The organism is Sphingopyxis sp. 113P3 (assembly GCF_001278035.1).
In the GTDB taxonomy this organism is placed as follows: Bacteria; Pseudomonadota; Alphaproteobacteria; order Sphingomonadales; family Sphingomonadaceae; genus Sphingopyxis.
On sequence record NZ_CP009452.1, the window covers coordinates 4,147,759 to 4,164,663 of the forward strand.

The 16,905-nt window shown below is 65.7% G+C and carries 19 protein-coding genes; 10 read left to right on the forward strand and 9 right to left on the reverse strand.

The window, feature by feature from the left end; all coding sequences use genetic code 11:
• Positions 1-20 precede the first annotated feature (20 nt).
• On the reverse strand, positions 21-962 hold the full coding sequence (locus LH20_RS20025) for a DUF2493 domain-containing protein (protein WP_053555741.1): 942 nt from the start codon (positions 960-962) through the stop codon (positions 21-23).
• A 392-nt stretch (positions 963-1,354) separates the two neighbouring features.
• Here LH20_RS20025 and LH20_RS20030 point away from each other — a divergent pair, with 392 nt between their 5' ends.
• Both LH20_RS20030 and LH20_RS20035 read left to right on the forward strand, forming a co-directional pair.
• Complete coding sequence (locus tag LH20_RS20030; protein ID WP_144423622.1) at positions 1,355-1,738, forward strand: antitoxin Xre-like helix-turn-helix domain-containing protein; 384 nt, start codon at positions 1,355-1,357, stop codon at positions 1,736-1,738.
• Positions 1,739-1,742: 4 nt separating this feature from the next.
• On the forward strand, positions 1,743-2,432 hold the full coding sequence (locus LH20_RS20035) for an RES family NAD+ phosphorylase (RefSeq protein ID WP_053555743.1): 690 nt from the start codon (positions 1,743-1,745) through the stop codon (positions 2,430-2,432).
• Between the two features lie 49 nt (positions 2,433-2,481).
• Here LH20_RS20035 and LH20_RS20040 read toward each other — a convergent pair whose 3' ends face one another.
• The 6 genes from LH20_RS20040 to LH20_RS20065 form a co-directional block, all read right to left on the reverse strand.
• Complete coding sequence (locus LH20_RS20040; RefSeq protein ID WP_053555744.1) at positions 2,482-3,519, reverse strand: DUF7146 domain-containing protein; 1,038 nt, start codon at positions 3,517-3,519, stop codon at positions 2,482-2,484.
• An 11-nt stretch (positions 3,520-3,530) separates the two neighbouring features.
• Entirely contained in the window at positions 3,531-3,665 is a 135-nt protein-coding gene (locus tag LH20_RS24225) for a hypothetical protein (RefSeq protein WP_268796083.1), read from the reverse strand.
• 107 nt (positions 3,666-3,772) lie between these two features.
• Entirely contained in the window at positions 3,773-4,738 is a 966-nt protein-coding gene (locus LH20_RS20050) for a M28 family peptidase (protein WP_053555746.1), read from the reverse strand.
• Between the two features lie 4 nt (positions 4,739-4,742).
• Entirely contained in the window at positions 4,743-6,341 is a 1,599-nt protein-coding gene (locus LH20_RS20055; protein ID WP_053555747.1) for a hypothetical protein, read from the reverse strand.
• Between the two features lie 215 nt (positions 6,342-6,556).
• The gene (locus tag LH20_RS20060) at positions 6,557-8,611 is read right to left on the reverse strand and encodes a ParB/RepB/Spo0J family partition protein (protein ID WP_053555748.1); all 2,055 of its coding nucleotides are present in this window, start codon (positions 8,609-8,611) and stop codon (positions 6,557-6,559) included.
• A 101-nt stretch (positions 8,612-8,712) separates the two neighbouring features.
• A complete protein-coding gene (locus LH20_RS20065) occupies positions 8,713-9,135 on the reverse strand; it encodes a DUF2958 domain-containing protein (protein WP_053555749.1) in 423 nt (140 codons plus the stop codon).
• A gap of 336 nt (positions 9,136-9,471) precedes the next feature.
• Here LH20_RS20065 and LH20_RS20070 point away from each other — a divergent pair, with 336 nt between their 5' ends.
• Together LH20_RS20070 and LH20_RS20075 are read left to right on the forward strand one after the other, a co-directional pair.
• Positions 9,472-10,599 (forward strand): ISAs1 family transposase, encoded by a 1,128-nt coding sequence (locus LH20_RS20070; protein WP_053553474.1) that lies wholly within the window; start codon positions 9,472-9,474, stop codon positions 10,597-10,599.
• A gap of 233 nt (positions 10,600-10,832) precedes the next feature.
• The gene (locus LH20_RS20075; protein ID WP_235527045.1) at positions 10,833-11,585 is read left to right on the forward strand and encodes a LuxR family transcriptional regulator; all 753 of its coding nucleotides are present in this window, start codon (positions 10,833-10,835) and stop codon (positions 11,583-11,585) included.
• A gap of 81 nt (positions 11,586-11,666) precedes the next feature.
• On the opposite strand, the gene LH20_RS20080 is transcribed toward LH20_RS20075, so the two are convergent.
• Together LH20_RS20080 and LH20_RS20085 are read right to left on the reverse strand one after the other, a co-directional pair.
• Positions 11,667-11,891 (reverse strand): GDCCVxC domain-containing (seleno)protein, encoded by a 225-nt coding sequence (locus LH20_RS20080; protein WP_053555751.1) that lies wholly within the window; start codon positions 11,889-11,891, stop codon positions 11,667-11,669.
• Positions 11,884-12,276 carry a mercuric transporter MerT family protein gene (locus LH20_RS20085; protein WP_082660505.1) on the reverse strand — a complete coding sequence of 131 codons (393 nt, stop codon included), beginning with the start codon at positions 12,274-12,276 and terminating at the stop codon, positions 11,884-11,886. The genes LH20_RS20080 and LH20_RS20085 overlap by 8 nt, the downstream gene beginning before the upstream one ends.
• 35 nt (positions 12,277-12,311) lie before the next feature.
• Between LH20_RS20085 and LH20_RS20090 the strand changes: the two genes are divergently transcribed.
• The 6 genes from LH20_RS20090 to LH20_RS20115 all read left to right on the forward strand — a co-directional run bounded on the left by LH20_RS20090 (position 12,312) and on the right by LH20_RS20115 (position 16,815).
• Complete coding sequence (locus LH20_RS20090; RefSeq protein WP_053555753.1) at positions 12,312-12,728, forward strand: MerR family transcriptional regulator; 417 nt, start codon at positions 12,312-12,314, stop codon at positions 12,726-12,728.
• A 146-nt stretch (positions 12,729-12,874) separates the two neighbouring features.
• A complete protein-coding gene (locus LH20_RS20095) occupies positions 12,875-13,501 on the forward strand; it encodes an acyl-homoserine-lactone synthase (RefSeq protein WP_053556400.1) in 627 nt (208 codons plus the stop codon).
• The gene (locus LH20_RS20100) at positions 13,498-14,364 is read left to right on the forward strand and encodes a phytanoyl-CoA dioxygenase family protein (protein ID WP_053555754.1); all 867 of its coding nucleotides are present in this window, start codon (positions 13,498-13,500) and stop codon (positions 14,362-14,364) included. The genes LH20_RS20095 and LH20_RS20100 overlap by 4 nt, the downstream gene beginning before the upstream one ends.
• The gene (locus LH20_RS20105) at positions 14,361-14,957 is read left to right on the forward strand and encodes a GntR family transcriptional regulator (RefSeq protein ID WP_053555755.1); all 597 of its coding nucleotides are present in this window, start codon (positions 14,361-14,363) and stop codon (positions 14,955-14,957) included. Before LH20_RS20100 ends, LH20_RS20105 begins: the two co-directional genes overlap by 4 nt.
• Positions 14,958-15,022: 65 nt before the next feature.
• Positions 15,023-15,817: an RNA polymerase sigma factor gene (locus LH20_RS24085; protein ID WP_083455513.1), complete on the forward strand. Its 795-nt coding sequence runs from the start codon at positions 15,023-15,025 to the stop codon at positions 15,815-15,817.
• Positions 15,814-16,815, forward strand: a complete 1,002-nt coding sequence (locus LH20_RS20115) for a FecR family protein (protein ID WP_053555756.1) — start codon at positions 15,814-15,816, stop codon at positions 16,813-16,815. The genes LH20_RS24085 and LH20_RS20115 overlap by 4 nt, the downstream gene beginning before the upstream one ends.
• The last annotated feature ends 90 nt before the right edge of the window (positions 16,816-16,905 follow it).

Below are 16,905 nucleotides of genomic sequence, written 5' to 3' on the forward strand. Positions count from 1 at the left end.
TGTTGCAGTCAAATTTGCCGTCAACTTGCGGGCGGCACGCGAAAATCCCAGACGGGGATGCCGAACGCCCGCGCCTTGTCGACGAGATTGTCCTGGATGCCGGTGCCCGAGAAGACGACCAGCCCGGCGGGCATCGCGTCGATCATCCGGTCGTTGCGCTTGAACGGGGCCGCCTTCTTGTGGCGGTTCCAGTCGGGCCGGAAAGCGACCTGCGGCACGCGGCGGGTATCCGCCCAGCAGGCGGCGGCGCGCTCGGCCCCGGTGGGCGTTGCGCCATGCATCAGCACCATGTCGGGGTGGCGGGCATGGATACGATCGAGCGCGGCCCAGATATGCTGATGATCATTGCAGGCGGGACCGCCGCTGAAGGCGACGCGCGTGCCTTCGGGGATCAGCGCCGCGGCCTTTTCGCGGAGCCGCTTGTCGAGGAAATCGCGGCTGTCGATCATCGACGCAGTCAGCGTCTTATGCTGCGCGCGCGATCCGGTGCGCGGCATCCAGGCTTTGCGGACATGAAGGCGGAACTGCTCGGCGGCGCATTCGCGGAAGAACTCCATGGTGTCGCGGCGCTCGATCAGCGTGATGCCTTCGGCGATCTTGCGCTCGAGTTCGACCGAGCGGATTTCGCTGCCGTCCTGCTCGCGCTGCTGCTCGCGCTGCGCTTGCTCGTTGCGATCGAGATCGCGTTCGATCCGCTCGCCGGCACGGTGAAAGATATTGACGATGTTCCAGAGCAGGTCTTCAAGATCCGGCTCGATGCGCGTGTCGACGAGGCAGCCGGCCATCGCGTCGAAGATGTCGGCTACGGCGCCGCCGGCGAGGCGGTCGTCGGGAAGCGGCCTGCCATCGGGCTCGTCCTCATAGGGACGGTGACCGTAAAGCTGCATTTCCTGAAGAAGATAAGCGCTGGCGCCGGGTTCATGCGGCTCGCCGCGTTCGGGAAGGTCGGACAGGTCGGTCATGGCGTCTCTCGCATCTGGTGGCCGCGCCTCTCGCGGCCTTCGCGGCGACGCCTCCGCGGCGGCGGGTGCGGGTCCGCACCGCACGGGCGGAGCCCGGGCGGCCGAAGCGCAGCGAAGGATGGCGGGCGAAGGCTATTTTGCCTCGCGATGCAAAGGGGCAGAGCCCCGGCGGAAAATAGCCGCACGCCAGGCCATTGCGAGGCCCGCGCGCGCTGCCGCAGTCGCCCTCCAGCGAAGGCCGGAGGCGCGGGCTCTGCCGGGATGGGGCGAAGACCAACCTGTTCGCCCGGAGGATGGTGGCCCCGGTCAAGGGCGCGAGCCAGTGTATCTTTTCGGATGAAATATTGACTTTTGTTCAATAAAGGAACATATGGACCATGAAGGAGCCCGACATGGCAACGGCATTGGCAAAGACGATCGACCGGAAGGATCTTACCGGCCCGGCGCTGCGCACCTTTTTCAACATCGCCGAGGCGTGGAAGCTCAGCGAAAGCGAGCAGATGGCGGTCCTGGGGCTCGACAGCCGTTCGACGCTGCATAATTGGAAACGCGGCGAGGTCGCGGCGCTTTCGAAGGATGCGCTCGAGCGGATTTCCTATGTCATGGGCATCTACAAGGGCTTGCAGATCCTCGTGCCGCAGACCGCGGACGAATGGGTCCGCAAGCCGAACAAGGCGAAGAGCTTCGCTGGCAAGTCCGCCCTCGACCGGATGGTGTCCGGCAATGTCTCGGACCTTTATGTCGTGCGGCAATATATCGACGGGCAGCGCGGCTAAGCCCATGCCGCTCGACATTCCGGTGGCGGCGACGAGCTGGACGCCCTGCTACCGCATCATCCCCAGCCGCTTCCCGCCGATCGGCCTGTTCGAGAAGGTCGCCGATCCGGACGATCTCGAGGCGGTCTTCCAGATCGAGGCGATGACCAACGATCGCCTCCGCGACGAAGTCGGCGTGCTCGCGCTCGTGCCGCCCGAGGACCGTGTTTCGGGTCCCGGCACGACACCGATCATGGCGGCCTTCACCCATCTCAATCCCGAGGGCAGCCGTTTTACCGACGGCAGCTTCGGCGTCTTCTACGCCGGCCACACGCTCGACACCGCGATCGCCGAAACGCGGCATCACCGCACCAGATTCCTCACCGCGACCGACGAGCCTGCCCAGGAGATCGACATGCGCGTCTATGCCATCGACCTTGAGGCCAGTCTCCACGACATTCGCGGTCTCGCGGACAGCCATGCGCATCTCTACGATCCGGACAGCTATATCCATGCGCAAGGGCTCGGGGCGGAGCTCCGCGATGCGGGTTCGGACGGTATCCGCTACCAGAGCGTCCGCCATCCCGGCGGCGAATGCGCCGCCGCCTTCCGGCCGCGCCTCCTGTCCAATTGCCGGCAGGAACGGCATCTCTGCTATATGTGGGACGGCACGGCCATCACGACCATCTATGAAAAGAAGAGCCTCGATAGCTGAAAGAGCGCGATCGCGTCCTAGCCCCGAGCCGAACCCATTTCGTCAGCGATCATCGTCCAAGAAATCTCGCCGCGTCGACCGGCGTCAACTGCGGCCGCAAGTTTTCCGCCAGCCGCGCCGAGCCGAAGCGGCGAAGATCGGTGTTGAGATCGTCACGCTGCGGCTCGAGCGGGTGGACCGCGATGCCGAGCGGCAAGGCGCGTTCGTTCAGCGCCGCCCAGGCGGCGCGCCCGGCGGGATCATCCTCGCGCGCGACATAGAGCCGCCGCAGGCCTGCCGGAAACAGAAGTGCCGCAAGATGGGCGGCGGAGAGACCGGCCACGAGCGGCAATGCTGGAGCGACCTCGCGCAGTGACAACATGGTCTCGATGCCCTCGCCGAAGGCCATGACGTCTCCCGCCAGCCCGAAGCGCACGCCATGCCCCAGGAGATGTCCCATCGCGCGGCGCGGATAGGCCACCGGCGCCTTGGCCGGCCGTGCCGGATCGAGCCAGGTGCGATGGACGCCGGTGAGCGAGCCGCCCAAATCGGTCACCGCCGCGATCATCGCCGGGAATGCCGGCTTGACCGAAGGGGCATCCTCGTCGGACCGGCGATAATAACAATGCGGATGATATCGCAGCGCCGGCAAATCCCCGCCACGCCGAAGCGCGCGGTCCGCGAGGTAGGTTCGCACCAGCGTCCCGGCGATGGGATTGGATGCCGCCCAAAGCCGCGCGGCCGCCTCCCTGCTTCCCGGGCTCGCCCGCCGCGGACGCGGGTTGCGCTTCACCGGATCAGGCGGAGGCAGGCTCAGGAAGCGCCGCGCCTCGGCAAGCGTGTCGCCGAGGCTCATATGCGCGCAGCTCGCGGCGATGATGTCGAGCAGATCGCCATGATCGCCGGTCGCCGCATCGGTCCATTTTCCGGCGCGCGGCTTGCTCTCGCTGCCGCTGAGGCGGACGTAGAGACTTCGCCCCGGTGCATTATGCACATCGCCGACCAGCCAATAATGGCCTTCGCGGCGACCGTTCGAGAGATAGTGGCGGCACACCGCCTCGGCATTCTCACCGAGACGGCGCGCAAGTTCACGGGCTGGGCTTTCCATGCGGGGCTCCTTCAGGCGGCCTTGCGATCCGAGACCCGCTCAATCGGAAACCGATCGACGAGCCGCGCGAACACATCGGCGCCAGCAGCCCCTGCCGGCACGTAGAGCTTCAATTTCTGTGCGCCGATGACCAAAATCAAGCCCATCGCCCCGATCAGGCGACGGCGATACCATCGAAATGGCGCAATTCGGTGGGCGCGCGTCGATAGGGCGCACGATTTGCCCGTCGGCGGCAGGGGCCGCAGGTTAGGCATCAGGACGCCATCAGCGGACGATAACCTCCATCCTCGTCCATCTCCTCGGCCCACAGCGCCATCTGGAAATCATCGTAGGAGACGCCGCATTGCTCAAGCATCCAGGCCGCAAGGTCCGGATGATCGGCAACCGCTTCGGCGAAACTGTCGCAGCGACCGCGACCCCGGTCGAACCACCAGCGATCATCGTCCTCCCGGACGGCAGGATCGCGTTCGATCACCAGCCGCGACGCATCGAGCTCGAGCATCGCGGCGAGCAGCTTCTCGCAATGAACGACATCGAGCGTCTCACGCGGTCCGTGCTGGCGTTCATAGCCGACCGACAGGTTGGTGCATTCGGGGATGATGCCCGCATATTCATTGGTGTCGGTATAGACCCCCGTGTCGTCGGGCGCGTAACGGAAGCCCGCGTTCTGCTGGTTGAGTGCCGACGCGAGGCTCGTCGCAAAGGCGTCGGAGCAGGTCCGGCCATAGCTTTGATGGGTGATGACATCGCCGAGCCCGGCGCGGTCGAAGGCGATCGCCGCATCGATATTCGCGAGCAGTTCGGGCGTATGGCGCTCGATCCAGCGCGACCCGAGACAGCCCTGCTCCTCGCCGCGATGGAAGAGGTAGAGGCCAGGACACGCGGCCGCGATCATGCCGAGCATGATCCACAGCCCCGCGCCGTCGTCGGCGCCGAGCGACATGCCAGCCTTGCCGTCGCAGAGATGCGCGACGCCATGCGCGTCGATGCCCACCGCCTGCGCTCCGCCCACCGCTGCGACCGTGTCGACATGGCAGCTCCACAGGGTGCGGGGACGACCCCCAATGGTGATCATCCGGTTGCCGAAGGCATCGGAACGCATGCCGGGAATCCGGTCGAGATATTCGCGGCAGAAGGCGCGTTCGGTGGCGCTGTCATGGGGCCGCGCCCAGGACAGGATTTCGAGCAGGCCGGCCCGGCCCGTCAGTTCATAGTTCATGGGATCAGGCTCCTGTATGCGAGGGGGTAGCGGCAGGGGCTGAGGCGCCTGCAGCGGCAGGGACGAGGCTATCGGCTAGCCCCGGTGCTTCGAGAGAATTGCGGTGCGCGCGCCCACAATTGCAGGGTTCGAAAGGCTGGCGACGCAAGGTTTCGAGGCGAAGGCGCTCCGCTTCCTCCCGCTCGCGCCTCAGCCGCTCGTCGCGGGCACGCTCCCCGGCCGCCTGCCATTTGGCGACCTCGATCGCGATCGCGGCCATTTCATATCGAAACCAGTCATGGGCGAGGACATGGGCGTTGGCGAGCGACGGGTCGTCATCGTCGAAGGGCTCGGGAAGATGATCGGCGCAGAGCCATTCGCCATGATATTCGGTGAGATCGTCGGCGTGGAACCATTGGCCGGAGGCGTCGCACCGGCGGCAGCAGCTTTCGATCCACCATTCGCCGCGATCGTCGAGATAGACCGCGCCAAATGCTTCCACATCGTCTTCGAGAACATCATGCTCGTCGCCATCGGCGAGAACCGTGATGAAGGTTTCGGCGTCGCTGTACGAGCGCCCGTTGTGATCACAGAAGACGGAGTGATCGGTGAAGCAGCTGTAGCACCACTCTTCCGATGAGCCGTCGCGGTAATAGACCTCGTCGTGCGCGGTCGTTTCGCGGTCGCACCGCGGGCAGTACCAGCATCGATTTCCGAGCCCATTGGTGTTCTCGGACGGGATGCTGCCGCGTCCGATGATGAGATATTCGCCATCGTCAGCGAGGTCATCGCCCGCATCGATATAGGGAACGACGAAGCTGTCGCCGTCGACGATCCGCCGGATGCGCGCGCCGTTCAGCCCGCCCTTGGCGTAGCCGGCATTTTCGAGAAGCAACCTGAGGCGCGACACATCGCCATAGAGGCTGGTGTAGATCTTGCGCTCGGGCCACACCACGCTGCGCGCCCGGGCATCGTCACGAGGTCCGATATAGGCGATGGCCGTATCGGGACCGGCATAGACGCGCGTCGGGTGACAGAAGCTGTCGAACTCGCTTGCGTCATGCGCCATGCAGCTACCAGGACCGCCGACATAGACATCTTCGATCTCATCGGCATCCTGGGTGATCTTGAGCGCATCTTCCTCGAGCTGCACCGAGAGCCGGGCGCACCAGCCCTCGATCGCATTGTTGTCGAGATGAGCCGAGAAGAAGCGATGGAGGTAGCGGCCGGGTGACATCACGAGCTGGCGGTCGATCTGGCCCTTGGCGGCATTTTCGGTGAAGGCGATCTTGCCGGCCTGCTCGGTCGAGACATGGCAGAAATGCTCGTCGTGCTTTTCCCGGTACCAGGGCTCGTCGTGCCAGGGCGTCGGCGCATAGCTGCCGTCGGCGAAGCGCAGCTTCTCGCGGACCGGCCAGTCGACATCGCCGATATCGGCGCCGGCAAGCGCGATACGAAGCTGCACATCGGGCGCGCGGAGGAGCAGTTGCTTCCGCGCTGCTTCGGCTTCCTCGAAGGAGGGCCAGAGATATTGCTGGTCGCCGTTGGGCGCGAAAATGAATTCGATCGTGATCGGCCGCCACTCGGCTTCCGAGTGCGGACACAAGATTTGGAACTGTGCCATGGACATGACTCCACGCAGCCGCGCGCGTCCCCCGGAGCGGAGGCGCGGGCTGGATTGTTGGGAAATGGCGCAGGGTCGGCGAGGGTCCGGCATCAGCGCCCTGGCTGGGGGCGATGGTCGGTCTCGGGTCGCTTCAAGCCGCCCAAGGGCGACTTTCCAAACGCCGCTGCGCCGTATCGAAAGGTCCGGCGGGGTTCATGGCCCCGCCAGCCGTATCACTCGGCCGCGACGGGAAGCTCGATGTCACCGGCCTCGGCCGCGTCGTCGGGCTCGTCATCGAGCCCCGGCGTGCGCATCGGCGCCGGAAGCCAGCGCGTCTCCTCGACCAGCCGCTCGGCCTCGCGCGCCATGTCGGCCTTCTTCAAATGGTCGATCATCCTGGCGAAGGCCTCGCCGCGCGCCTCGGCGACATCGGCAAGGATCCGCGGCTTGGTGACGCTGCGGAAATAATCATCGGCGGTCGGCCGCCAGCCCGCGCCATGAACATCGAGCCCCACAGCGCGCGCCAGGATATGGCTGTGCGCGATCCGGCGCTCGACGCCGTGCGCCGAAATCCGGCCATTGTCATATTTGGGCACGATCTCGGCCTGCGCGTTGACGCAGAGCGACGCGCAATGCGCGAACAGCTTCGTCTGCTCCTCGCCATCGAGCGTGAGCAAATAGTCCCACACCTCTTTGTCCGACTGCGGGAGCCGCTCTTTCCATTCGGCCGCGCGCGCATCGATCGCCTGTGCCGGACCGCAATCGCGAAGATTGGTCGGCGCGTTCGTGAAATAGACGCGGTTCGGCGACACCTGAACGCAGCTTTCCCTGCTGCTCGAATAGAAGCAGCCGAGCACCAGGGCATGGAGAACCGAAGCGAAGGCGGTCGCCGGATCCTGCGCGAAGGCGTCCTGAAGCGCGAGCGTGCGCCACGCCGTCAGATCCGACACGAGCCGATCGGGAAGGGGCCGGAGTGTCTCCACCTCCTCGTCCTCCCCGGCGTCCGCCGACACCGCGGCTTCGCCGCCCGCGTCCGGGCCGGCGGACCGGGCATCGCCGTCCGCGGCCGAATGCGCTTCGTCTTCGGACGCTTCCGCCTTCGGCTCGTCCTCGGGCTTCACGAATCCACGCTCGACCCGCACCGAACCATCGCGATCGATCGAGACGAAGGCACCGGCGATCGCCATTTCGGCCGGGTCGAACAGCTCCGGCCGGTCCGCGAGCGTACCGAGCTCGGTCTCGACTGCATCGAGACGCGCGTGGACCTCGGCCGGAACCTCCGGGGCATCGGCCCATTCACCCTCGAGTTCCTCGGCTTCGGCCTCGAGCGTGGCGACGCGCGCCAGCTCGTCCTCGCTCATCGGGGTCACCTCGCGGTCGATTTCGCGGAGGCCGCGCGTGGCGTCCCACGGCAGGTCGATCGAGGTCGTCACCCATTTCCAGCCCTCGGCAAGGACGCGCTCGCCTTCCGCCTTCAGCTTCTCGTCGACCAGCCGATCGAGAAGCGCCGGATCGGTGAGCCAGCCGCCGCCGTCGGCTTCGAACAGGTCGCGCACGACGCCGCCACCGGCTTCGACATAGGCGCCCAGACCGACGAAGCATGTCCGTTTGTCGGCGGCGCGCACGCTGTTCTCGGTCAGCTTCTGCCGAATATAGGCCGCCGATTTGTTGAAGCTGTGTTCGAGCTGGTCCCACAGCTCTTCCTGGCGCGCATGGTCGTCCGACACGGTGAACGCCATCAGCTGGTCGAGCGTCATCGCATCGTCGGCGTAGAGGGTGTGAAGCTTCGGCGAGACACCCGCGAGCTTGAGCCGCTGGCGCACCGCGGCCGGCGTGGTGTGGAAGTGCGCGGCGATTTCCTCGATGCCGGTGTCCTTCTCGACCATCGCCAGCATCGCACGAAACTCGTCGAGCGGATGAAGCTGCTCGCGAAAGCTGTTTTCGGCGAGACTGTCCTCCTCGGCGAGGATATCATTGTCGGCAGCGCGCACGACGCAGGGGATCGGCGCATCCTTCGCGAGCCTTTTGCGCTTCACCAACAGTTCCAGCGCGCGGTGGCGGCGCCCGCCGGCCGGTATCTCATACCGGCCGGTTTCCTGGCCGTCGGCACCCAGCAGCGGCCGGACGTTGAGGCTCTGGAGCAGCCCGCGCCGGTCGATGTCGTCGGCCAGCGCGTCGATCGACACGCCGGCCTTCACACGCCGGACATTGGACTGCGACAGGACCAGCCGGTCGAGCGGGATGTCGCGCGACGGGCTGAGGGTGATTTTGGCGGCAGTTCTGGCCATGGCCATTCTCCATGACGGGCCGCCGCGAGACACTCTCCCGGCTTTCAAGCCCGTCACGAAAACCCGGCCCTCCTCTCCCTTTGGGGCCGCCGCAGGCGGACCTATCCGCACCCGGAAATCCGGCAGCCACGCCCGCTCATCCGCGCTGCCGCTTCGCGCAAACGCCGCTCGCCGAGCAGGATCGAGCCCGCGCTGCGAGCCGCCGCGGCATAGACCGAGAGCGGATGATGCGGCGTGAAGCCGAGATCACGCTCGATACCAAGGCCGAACGGCAGCCGGACCGCTTCGAGTTCGGCCAGCGCGAAGCTGCCGAGCTCGGGGCATCCGAAGCCAAGGTCGGCAAGGCCGAACAATATGCCGTCCTCGTCCATCTCGGTCGCGAGCCAGGTCGCCGATCCCACCGGGTTGAAGAAGCGCACGACGGGCGCCGGATCGGGCTCGCGCCCGCCGCGCGCGACGGCTGCACGACGGGCCGCGTCGTTGGCGCGCAGGTGCGCCGCGAGATCGGGGGTCAGGAGTTTCATGTCGCCGCCCTGCCCGCCAGGGTTGGGGCGTACATGCCGGCCGGGCGGACGCCGGGCCGCGCGAGCGCCCGGGGCAGGAAGAAGGGATGATATGTCATGCAAGGTCTCCGCGGCGGACCGGAGGCAGGGCCACTCCCGCCTCCTTCGATCCGCTCACCAGGACCCGTGCCTTCCTCTCGCTCTCTTTCCGGCGCCCCGCGGCACCGTCCGGCGACCGGAATATAGATGCAGATCTGGGGCCAATTTTCCGGGCAGGGGAATCGCATTTGAAAAATATAGTAGCGCGATGAGTTGATATGGATTCTTTGGGTGTCCTTCATAGTAAGGAGGATATCCATGTCCTGGTTTGCCGCGGCGTTTGATGATCTTCGCGATCCGCGAACGGGCAACGCGCGCCGTCACGATCTGCTGGAAGTGCTGACGATGGCGCTGACGGCGTCGATTTGCGGGGCGGAGAGTTGTTCGGATTTTGCGGATTTCGCGGTGGATCGCGAGGATCTGTTCCGGGAGTTTCTGCGCCTTGAGAATGGGGTTCCCAGCCATGACACCTTCTCCCGGATTTTCCGGCTGCTGGATCCGGCAGCCTTTGCACGCTGCTTCGAGCAGTTTCTGACCGCTCTTGGCGAAGCGGGTGCCGGTGTTGTCGCCATCGACGGCAAGACACTGCGGCGCTCGTTCGACACGGCAGCCGGCCGATCGCCGCTGGCGGTGGTGACGGCCTTTGCCTCGTCGACACGCACCGTCATCGGCCAGGAAAGCTTCCGTCCGGGGGAAGGCGACAGCGAAATCCTTGCCGCAAGAGCGCTCCTCGAATGCCTGGACCTCACAGGCCAGCTTGTCACCGCCGATGCCCTGCACTGCCAGACCGAGACTGCGCAGCTGATCCTCGATCGTGGCGGCGATTATCTCTTACGTCTCAAGGCGAACAGACCGGCCCTGCATGAGGCGGTGGCCAGCTACTTCGCTGCACCGGATATCCTTGCCGGTCTCGCCACGACTGAGACAAGCGATGCCGATCATGGACGTCTCGAAGAGCGGCGGGCTTTTGTCAGCCATGACCTTGGCTGGCTGCACGGTCCCAAGCGCGCCTGCACCGAACCGGTGGACATGCCCGCTCTTGCCTGTCTCGGCATGATCGAGGCCACGGTCACCCGCAATGGAAAGACCACAACGACCCGCCATTATCATCTCTCATCCCGGACGCTGAGCCCGGAAGAATATCTTGCCGCCGCCAGATCCCACTGGTCGATCGAAAATGGTCTCCACTGGGTGCTCGACATGACATTCGATGAAGATCGCGCCCGCAGCCGAAAGGACCATGCCCCCGAAAATCTCGCAACCTTGCGCAAGCTCGCCCTCAATGTCCTGCGAACCGCCAGACCCGATATCTCCATCAGGAGAAAACGGAAACGCTCCGGATGGTCCAACGCCTTCGCCAAAACCATCCTCGGTCAAATGCGATAGCCCTGATTTTCCGGGGCCCGCGCCTTTCCCGTTTCCGGCCAATCGATTAGGACCGGGAGGCGATCGCCGTCGCGCAGCAGGGGCCAGGGCAAAAGCCCGCCTCGCCGAGGGCCGGGACCAGTCGCATAATGTCCCATCTGTCGTCCGTGCCGGAGAGGAACCGGGACCGGCGACCCAGGGAGCGGCTCGCGGGATCGACGGGTTGGGAACGTGCCGGCGACCGGACGGTCACAGTGAAGCATTTTTGTTTGATGGAGGAACTCGCCCTCGAAATTTCCACGGCGACGAATGAGGACGGGCTCTTCGAAGCCCTCGCGCGCGCATCGATGCGCCTCGGCTTCGACCATTTCGCGCTCGCCTATGACCGGCGCGGCAATGCCGAGCCGGCATCCCTGCTGGTTCACAATTACCCCGATGCCTGGGCCAAGGTCTATGTCGGTTTCGATCTTGGCGGTGCCGATCCGGTGCGCCGCGCCGGCGAACGGTCGATGACCGGCTTCCGCTGGGACGAGATCGAAAGCTACATCCCGCTGACCCGCAGCGACCGGCAAATGCTCCATGTCGGCCGCGAATATGGTCTCGCCGACGGCTATACGGTGCCGCGCCACCTCCCTGGCGAGGCCAGCGGCGCCTGCTCTTTCGTCCTGCGCCCGCAAAGCGAGCTTCAGGACGATATGCTCCGCATTGCCGAAATCATCGGCGCGCTCGCGATCGTCTCGGCACGCCAGCTCGTCGGCGCCGTGCCGCTAAAAAGCAAAGCGACGCTGAGCGAACGGCAGCGCGAGTGCGTATTATGGACCGCACGCGGCAAGACCGCGGCCGAAGTGGCGGTCATTCTCGGGATCGGCGAAGTGACGGTCGTCCAGCATCTCAAGACCGCGCGCGACCGCTATGACGTGCATTGCGGCCAGATGCTGACCCTCTGCGCGCTGTTCGATGGCCTCATCGGATTCGGGGACGTCTATGACTGGTGGCACGCGCGCTGACCGCGTCAACGACGACTTGTCCGGAAATTCAGCAAGGAGGCAGGCACGCCCGGAATGACAGCCGAGGCAAGGGCGTGCCGCTCAGTCGCAGCACGCGCCCTTGCCTCCGATCTGGATCGGAGGGCAGGGCGTGGTTCCATAGGAGCAGAACACGCAGCAGTCGCCGGGCTCGGGCCTCAGCACGGCACCGCAGCCCTTGCAGTCATAGAAGAACTGACAGGCGTCGGTCGGCATCGTTTCCGTCTCGCGATGGCCGCACTGCGGACAGGTGATCGTCGAACGAAGGTCGGGGCCGGCATCAGACATAATGGTAGCCCGCCCACAGCAGCGCCGCGCCAAGCAGGAGGCCGGCAAGCGTCAGGATGCGCACCCAGCGGGGCGTGCAGGCACCGCCGGGGCCACAGCGCGCGGCCGCGCGCTGCTGGCGGAACAGCAGGAAGGCGCCGAGAATGAGGCATGCCGCCCCGATCAGAAGAAGCGGCGTGCGATAGGGCATGGCGACCATCGCGATGCCGCCGAGCCATGCGGCTCCGATCCCCGCAGAGGCCAGCAGGAAGGGCAGCGCGCAACAGGATGCAACGCCGAAAGCCGCGGCGATGCCGGCTAAGGTGAACGCGCCGGCGTCGATACCCTTGGGGCGATTCTGCATTGGGATCGGTTCCTTGTGCGGTGTGAGGGGACGCCGTAGCATCTGTAGCAGCTACAGACTCAAGAGGTATTTTTGCGATGGCCGCAACCAGAGCGATGCAGATCGGCGAACTCTCGCGCCGCACAGGCTGCAACATCGAAACGATCCGCTATTATGAGCGGATCGGCGTCCTCGACGTTCCGCTCCGGCGCGGTCGCTACCGCAACTATGGCGAGGAGGATGTAGGGCGCCTCGGCTTCGTGCGCCGGGCCCGAGAGCTCGGTTTCACCCTCGACGAGGTGCGGGCGCTGCTCCAACTCGCGACTGGAGGCCAGGCTGCCTGCGCCGAGGTGCGCGACGTCGCCTCGTCGCACCTTGCGGATGTGCGCGCGAAGATCGCCGATCTCAAGCGGATGGAGCGTGTGCTCGCCGCTTCGGTACGGGCTTGCGAGGCCGGCGACGATCCCGCCTGTCCGCTGCTCCAGACGCTTCGGGCCGGTACACCGCACGGCTGATCGTCCGGATGACACCCGCGTGACGACGAGCGACAGGCTCAACTATCAAGAGCTTCTGGAATCGCGCGGATCATCCTCATATCTGGGGATACGCGCAGTCCACGGAAAATGATTTGATTCCCGGCACCAACAGCCGAGGAATCATCATGATCGACACGACCCCGCGGGCGCCCGCCGCGCCCGGGAACGCGGCGCTGCGCGCCATGTTCGCCGCGCGCAAGAGCGTCTTCATCGACCTGCTCAAATGGGACCTGCCAGTACTCGCCGGCCAATATGAGCTCGACCATTTCGACACGCCGGCGGCGCGCTATCTCATCCTGCTCGACGCCGATGGCCGCCACCGCGCCTCGGCGCGGCTGCTCCCGACCGAGGGCGCACATCTCCTTGGCGATCATTTTGCGCATCTGTGCGCCGGCGACGTGCCGCGCGGCCCCACCGTGTGCGAGATCAGCCGCTTCTGCCTCGACCGGGACCAGGACGCAGCATCGCGCCGCGCCGCGCGCGACCAGCTGGTGACCGCCCTTGCAGAGCATGCGCTGCGCGAAGGCATCACCGATTATACCGGCGTCGCCGACCTATGCTGGTTCGATCAGGTCCGGGAGTTCGGCTGGAGATGCGACGCGCTCGGGCCGAAGGCCGCGGATCCGGGTGGGAGATTGATGGCATTGCACATCCATATCGACGCGCATGTGCTCGACGACCTCAAGCGCGGCGGCGTCTATGCGCCGCTCTCGTTCCGCCTCGCCGACGACGATGGGGAGGCGGAAGCATGACCGGTCTTGCGTCCGATGATCTTGCCCGGGAACTGCGCGAGACGGGATACTGCATCGTCCCCGACCTGATGCCGCCGGATGCGATTGGGGCGCTCGACGCCGATCTCGATCCGGTCTTCGCCGCGACACCGTTCGGGCGCGGGGATTTCTACGGTCATCGCACCAAAAGATTCGGCGCGCTGATGAAGCGCTCGGCCTGGGCGCAGGCATTGGCGCTCGAACCCACAATTCTCGCGGCGGTCGAATCCATTCTCGGCGATGCCTGCGAGAGCATCCAGCTCAATGTCGCGCAGGCGATCGAAATCCATCCGGGCGAGATCCGGCAGTTTCCGCACCGCGACCATGACATGTGGGCGGGAGAAAAAGGCGCGCATGAGTATCTGGTCAACATCATCTGGCCGCTCACCCCCTTCACCGCCGACAATGGCGCGACGCACATCTATCCGCACAGTCATGGCGCGGACGGCATGGCAAAGACGGATCCCGGCGAGCCGATCGTCGCGGCGTGCGACCCGGGCGCCGCGATCTGTTTTCTGGGCTCGACCGCACATGGCGCCGGCGCCAATATCACCGACCAGGTGCGGCGCGGCGTCGTGATCGGCTACAGTCTCGGCTGGCTCAAACCCTATGAGAATTTGTGGCTCGCCTATCCGCCCGAGGTCGCACGCGGGTTCCCGCCCGAGCTCGCCGCGCTCGCGGGCTATCGCCAGCACCGTCCCAATCTCGGCAATTATGAAGGCCAATGTCCTTCGATCCTGCTCGGAGGCGAAGTCCCGGAACATGTCGGCGCCGTCGATGGGCTGCGTCCCGACCAGATGGAGATGCTCGCAGGCTTTGCGGCGGCCGAGCGGAACAGCGCATGAGTCCCGCGCATGTCGTCGAGCCGACTTATGAAGCGATCAAGCGCCGGTTGATGGCGGGCGGCTGGACGCCCGGCAGCCGCTTGGAATCGGCGAAGATCGCCGATCAGCTCGGCGTCAGCGTGACGCCGGTGCGCGACTGCCTCTACCGCCTGGCGGGCGAGCGCATGGTCGATTTCACCCATGGCGACGGATTTCACGCGCATAGCCTTTCCGAGACCGAATATCGCGACATGCTCGAACTCCACCTCATCCTGCTGCTCGCGGCGCTTGCGACGACCCCGCGCGGGCGCGCGGCGCCGGATCCGCGGGATGGCGACTATCCCGACCGAACCGCCGGGCTGTTCATCGAAATGGCAGCGCGGTCGGGCAATGGCGAACTGGTCGCGAGCATCACCGCGCTCGGCGACCGCCTCCATCTGGCGCGGCACCTCGACGAACAGCTTGTCGGCGAAACAGTCGCCGAACTGGATGCGCTCGCGGCCGCGCTGACAAGCGGCCCGCCGCATGAGACGCGCAACCTTCTGTTCCGCTATCACGAACGCCGCGCCGGCGAAGCGGCCAGCTATGCCCGGCTACTCGGAGGCGCGTCATAGAGCCGGACCCGGCGCCCAGCGCCTGATTCTACCCATAATCCTTGTCTTTGCGCGGCCATGCTGACATGATTCGGGGTGCGGGATCGATCTGGCAACGCCCGCGCGATAATATCGCCAGCCATTATGAACGCCCGTCCTTGCCGGACAGGCGGCCGATCCGGACCAGGTCGCCCTCGCGCGGCCCAACGACGGCACAGCGTTGGGAGATCGACAGCCCGGCAAGCGCCGGACTGCTGTCTCGTGCCGGTCGGCTGTGCCCCTTGTCTTCCTTTTCCTCCAAGAAATTGTCGCAGCAGCGCCACCCCTTTTCGGTGTCGTCGGCCTGTCACGCGCATCCCGACGACCGGCCCATCATGGCACCGGCGGAAGCTTGCGACCTTGATGACGCCTTTCGGGCGCATGGACATTGGCTCTTTCATTTTCTTCGCCGAAAGGCGGGGCCTGAAGAAGCGCCGGATCTCGTGCAGGAAGTTTTCGCGCGCGCGGCGGGCAGCGAGCAGCGCCACAGCCTCGCCAATCCCGGCGGCTTCCTTCGCCGCATAGCGCAGAATCTGCTGATCGACCGCGCCCGGAGGCAGCGGCGCAATCCCGCGCTCTTCTTTTCCTTTCAGGAGGAAAGCGACGCCGCCAGCCCGCCGCAGCAGGAATGGAATATGGAAGCCGACGACCTTCTCCGGCTGTATGAAGAGGCGGTCGACGCCATGCCGCCAAAGACACGCCGGGTGTTTCTGATGCACCGGGTCGACGAACTCAGCTATCGTGAGATACATGAATGCCTCGGCATCAGCATCGCGACGGTGGAATATCATATGATGAGGGCGCTCGGCTTTATCGCAAAGGTGGTGGACGGCGGCCGATGAGTGAGGCGTCTGACGACTATCCGGTCGACACGGTCGCGCACGCCTGGCTCGTGAAGATGCGCGGCGAGAACCCCGATGCGCACCGCGGCGAGTTCGACGCCTGGCTTTCGGCCTCGCCAGACCACAAGGCGGCCTATGAACGGATCACGAAGAAGCTCGCCGCCTCGGCGATCCTGAAATCCTCGCCGCGTCACGGCACTGCGCAAACCGAACAGCGCAGCGGCCGACGTCGGGCCGGGCGACGCTGGCTGTCGGCGGGAGCCGTGATCGCCGCCGCCGCGGTGGTATTACTGGCTTTCGGCGCCGGCGGGGCTCCGCTTTCCGGTCCGCTCGGAGACGGTGCGCTAACGGCGCGCGCGGCCGAGCCGCTGGTAACCCGCCGCGGGGAGATCCGCAGCTTCCGCTTTGCCGATGGTTCCACCGCAGTCCTCGACACCGATAGCCGGCTCGAAGTCTCATTTGCGCAAGCAGCCCGTCGTCTCCGGCTTGCCAAAGGGCGCGTCCGGCTTTCGGTGACCAAGAATGAACGGCCGCTTCGCGTCGAGGCCGGCGACGGCATCGTCACGGCCGAGGATGCGGCATTCGATATCGGTTTCGAGGAAAATGGCGCGCTCAGCGTGACGATGCTGCGCGGCGAGGCCGATATTCGCTTTGGCGGCGCCCCTGAACGCGCCCAGACCCTGCCATCGGGACGGTTCGTGACCTATGATCCTGGCGGCAAGGAGCAGCCACCGGCCGCATCGCCGAGACAGCAAGACAGCCGCGAATGGCCGTCGGGCTGGGCGAACTATCGCTCGGTCCGGCTCGATCAGCTCATTGCCGAAACCAATCGCTACGCCGCGAAGCCGATCGTCATCGACGACGCAAGAACCGCGGGCCTCGAGGCGTCGGGCCGGTTCAGGATCAGCCAGCCCGAGACAGTGGCCGAGCGGCTCGCCCAATTGTTCGATCTGGAGATCACCAAGCGTGCCGACGGCACCCACCTCCGCCAACGATAATTAATTCACTGCTCCACTAAGGCGGTCGACCAACTGGCGTCATCGCTCCCCCACAGGCCGTGTGCCCAAGCATCCGGTCACAACCCAGGG

Excerpts from the sequence above, each read along its gene's own strand:
- LH20_RS20025 (WP_053555741.1), bottom strand. The coding sequence starts at position 962 with ATGACCGACCTGTCCGACCTTCCCGAACGCGGCGAGCCGCATGAACCC.
- LH20_RS20030 (WP_144423622.1), top strand. The coding sequence starts at position 1,355 with ATGGCAACGGCATTGGCAAAGACGATCGACCGGAAGGATCTTACCGGC.
- LH20_RS20035 (WP_053555743.1), top strand. The coding sequence starts at position 1,743 with ATGCCGCTCGACATTCCGGTGGCGGCGACGAGCTGGACGCCCTGCTAC.
- LH20_RS20040 (WP_053555744.1), bottom strand. The coding sequence starts at position 3,519 with ATGGAAAGCCCAGCCCGTGAACTTGCGCGCCGTCTCGGTGAGAATGCC.
- LH20_RS24225 (WP_268796083.1), bottom strand. The coding sequence starts at position 3,665 with ATGGGCTTGATTTTGGTCATCGGCGCACAGAAATTGAAGCTCTACGTG.
- LH20_RS20050 (WP_053555746.1), bottom strand. The coding sequence starts at position 4,738 with ATGAACTATGAACTGACGGGCCGGGCCGGCCTGCTCGAAATCCTGTCC.
- LH20_RS20055 (WP_053555747.1), bottom strand. The coding sequence starts at position 6,341 with ATGGCACAGTTCCAAATCTTGTGTCCGCACTCGGAAGCCGAGTGGCGG.
- LH20_RS20060 (WP_053555748.1), bottom strand. The coding sequence starts at position 8,611 with ATGGCCAGAACTGCCGCCAAAATCACCCTCAGCCCGTCGCGCGACATC.
- LH20_RS20065 (WP_053555749.1), bottom strand. The coding sequence starts at position 9,135 with ATGAAACTCCTGACCCCCGATCTCGCGGCGCACCTGCGCGCCAACGAC.
- LH20_RS20070 (WP_053553474.1), top strand. The coding sequence starts at position 9,472 with ATGTCCTGGTTTGCCGCGGCGTTTGATGATCTTCGCGATCCGCGAACG.
- LH20_RS20080 (WP_053555751.1), bottom strand. The coding sequence starts at position 11,891 with ATGTCTGATGCCGGCCCCGACCTTCGTTCGACGATCACCTGTCCGCAG.
- LH20_RS20085 (WP_082660505.1), bottom strand. The coding sequence starts at position 12,276 with ATGCTACGGCGTCCCCTCACACCGCACAAGGAACCGATCCCAATGCAG.
- LH20_RS20090 (WP_053555753.1), top strand. The coding sequence starts at position 12,312 with ATGGCCGCAACCAGAGCGATGCAGATCGGCGAACTCTCGCGCCGCACA.
- LH20_RS20095 (WP_053556400.1), top strand. The coding sequence starts at position 12,875 with ATGATCGACACGACCCCGCGGGCGCCCGCCGCGCCCGGGAACGCGGCG.
- LH20_RS20100 (WP_053555754.1), top strand. The coding sequence starts at position 13,498 with ATGACCGGTCTTGCGTCCGATGATCTTGCCCGGGAACTGCGCGAGACG.
- LH20_RS20105 (WP_053555755.1), top strand. The coding sequence starts at position 14,361 with ATGAGTCCCGCGCATGTCGTCGAGCCGACTTATGAAGCGATCAAGCGC.
- LH20_RS24085 (WP_083455513.1), top strand. The coding sequence starts at position 15,023 with ATGATTCGGGGTGCGGGATCGATCTGGCAACGCCCGCGCGATAATATC.
- LH20_RS20115 (WP_053555756.1), top strand. The coding sequence starts at position 15,814 with ATGAGTGAGGCGTCTGACGACTATCCGGTCGACACGGTCGCGCACGCC.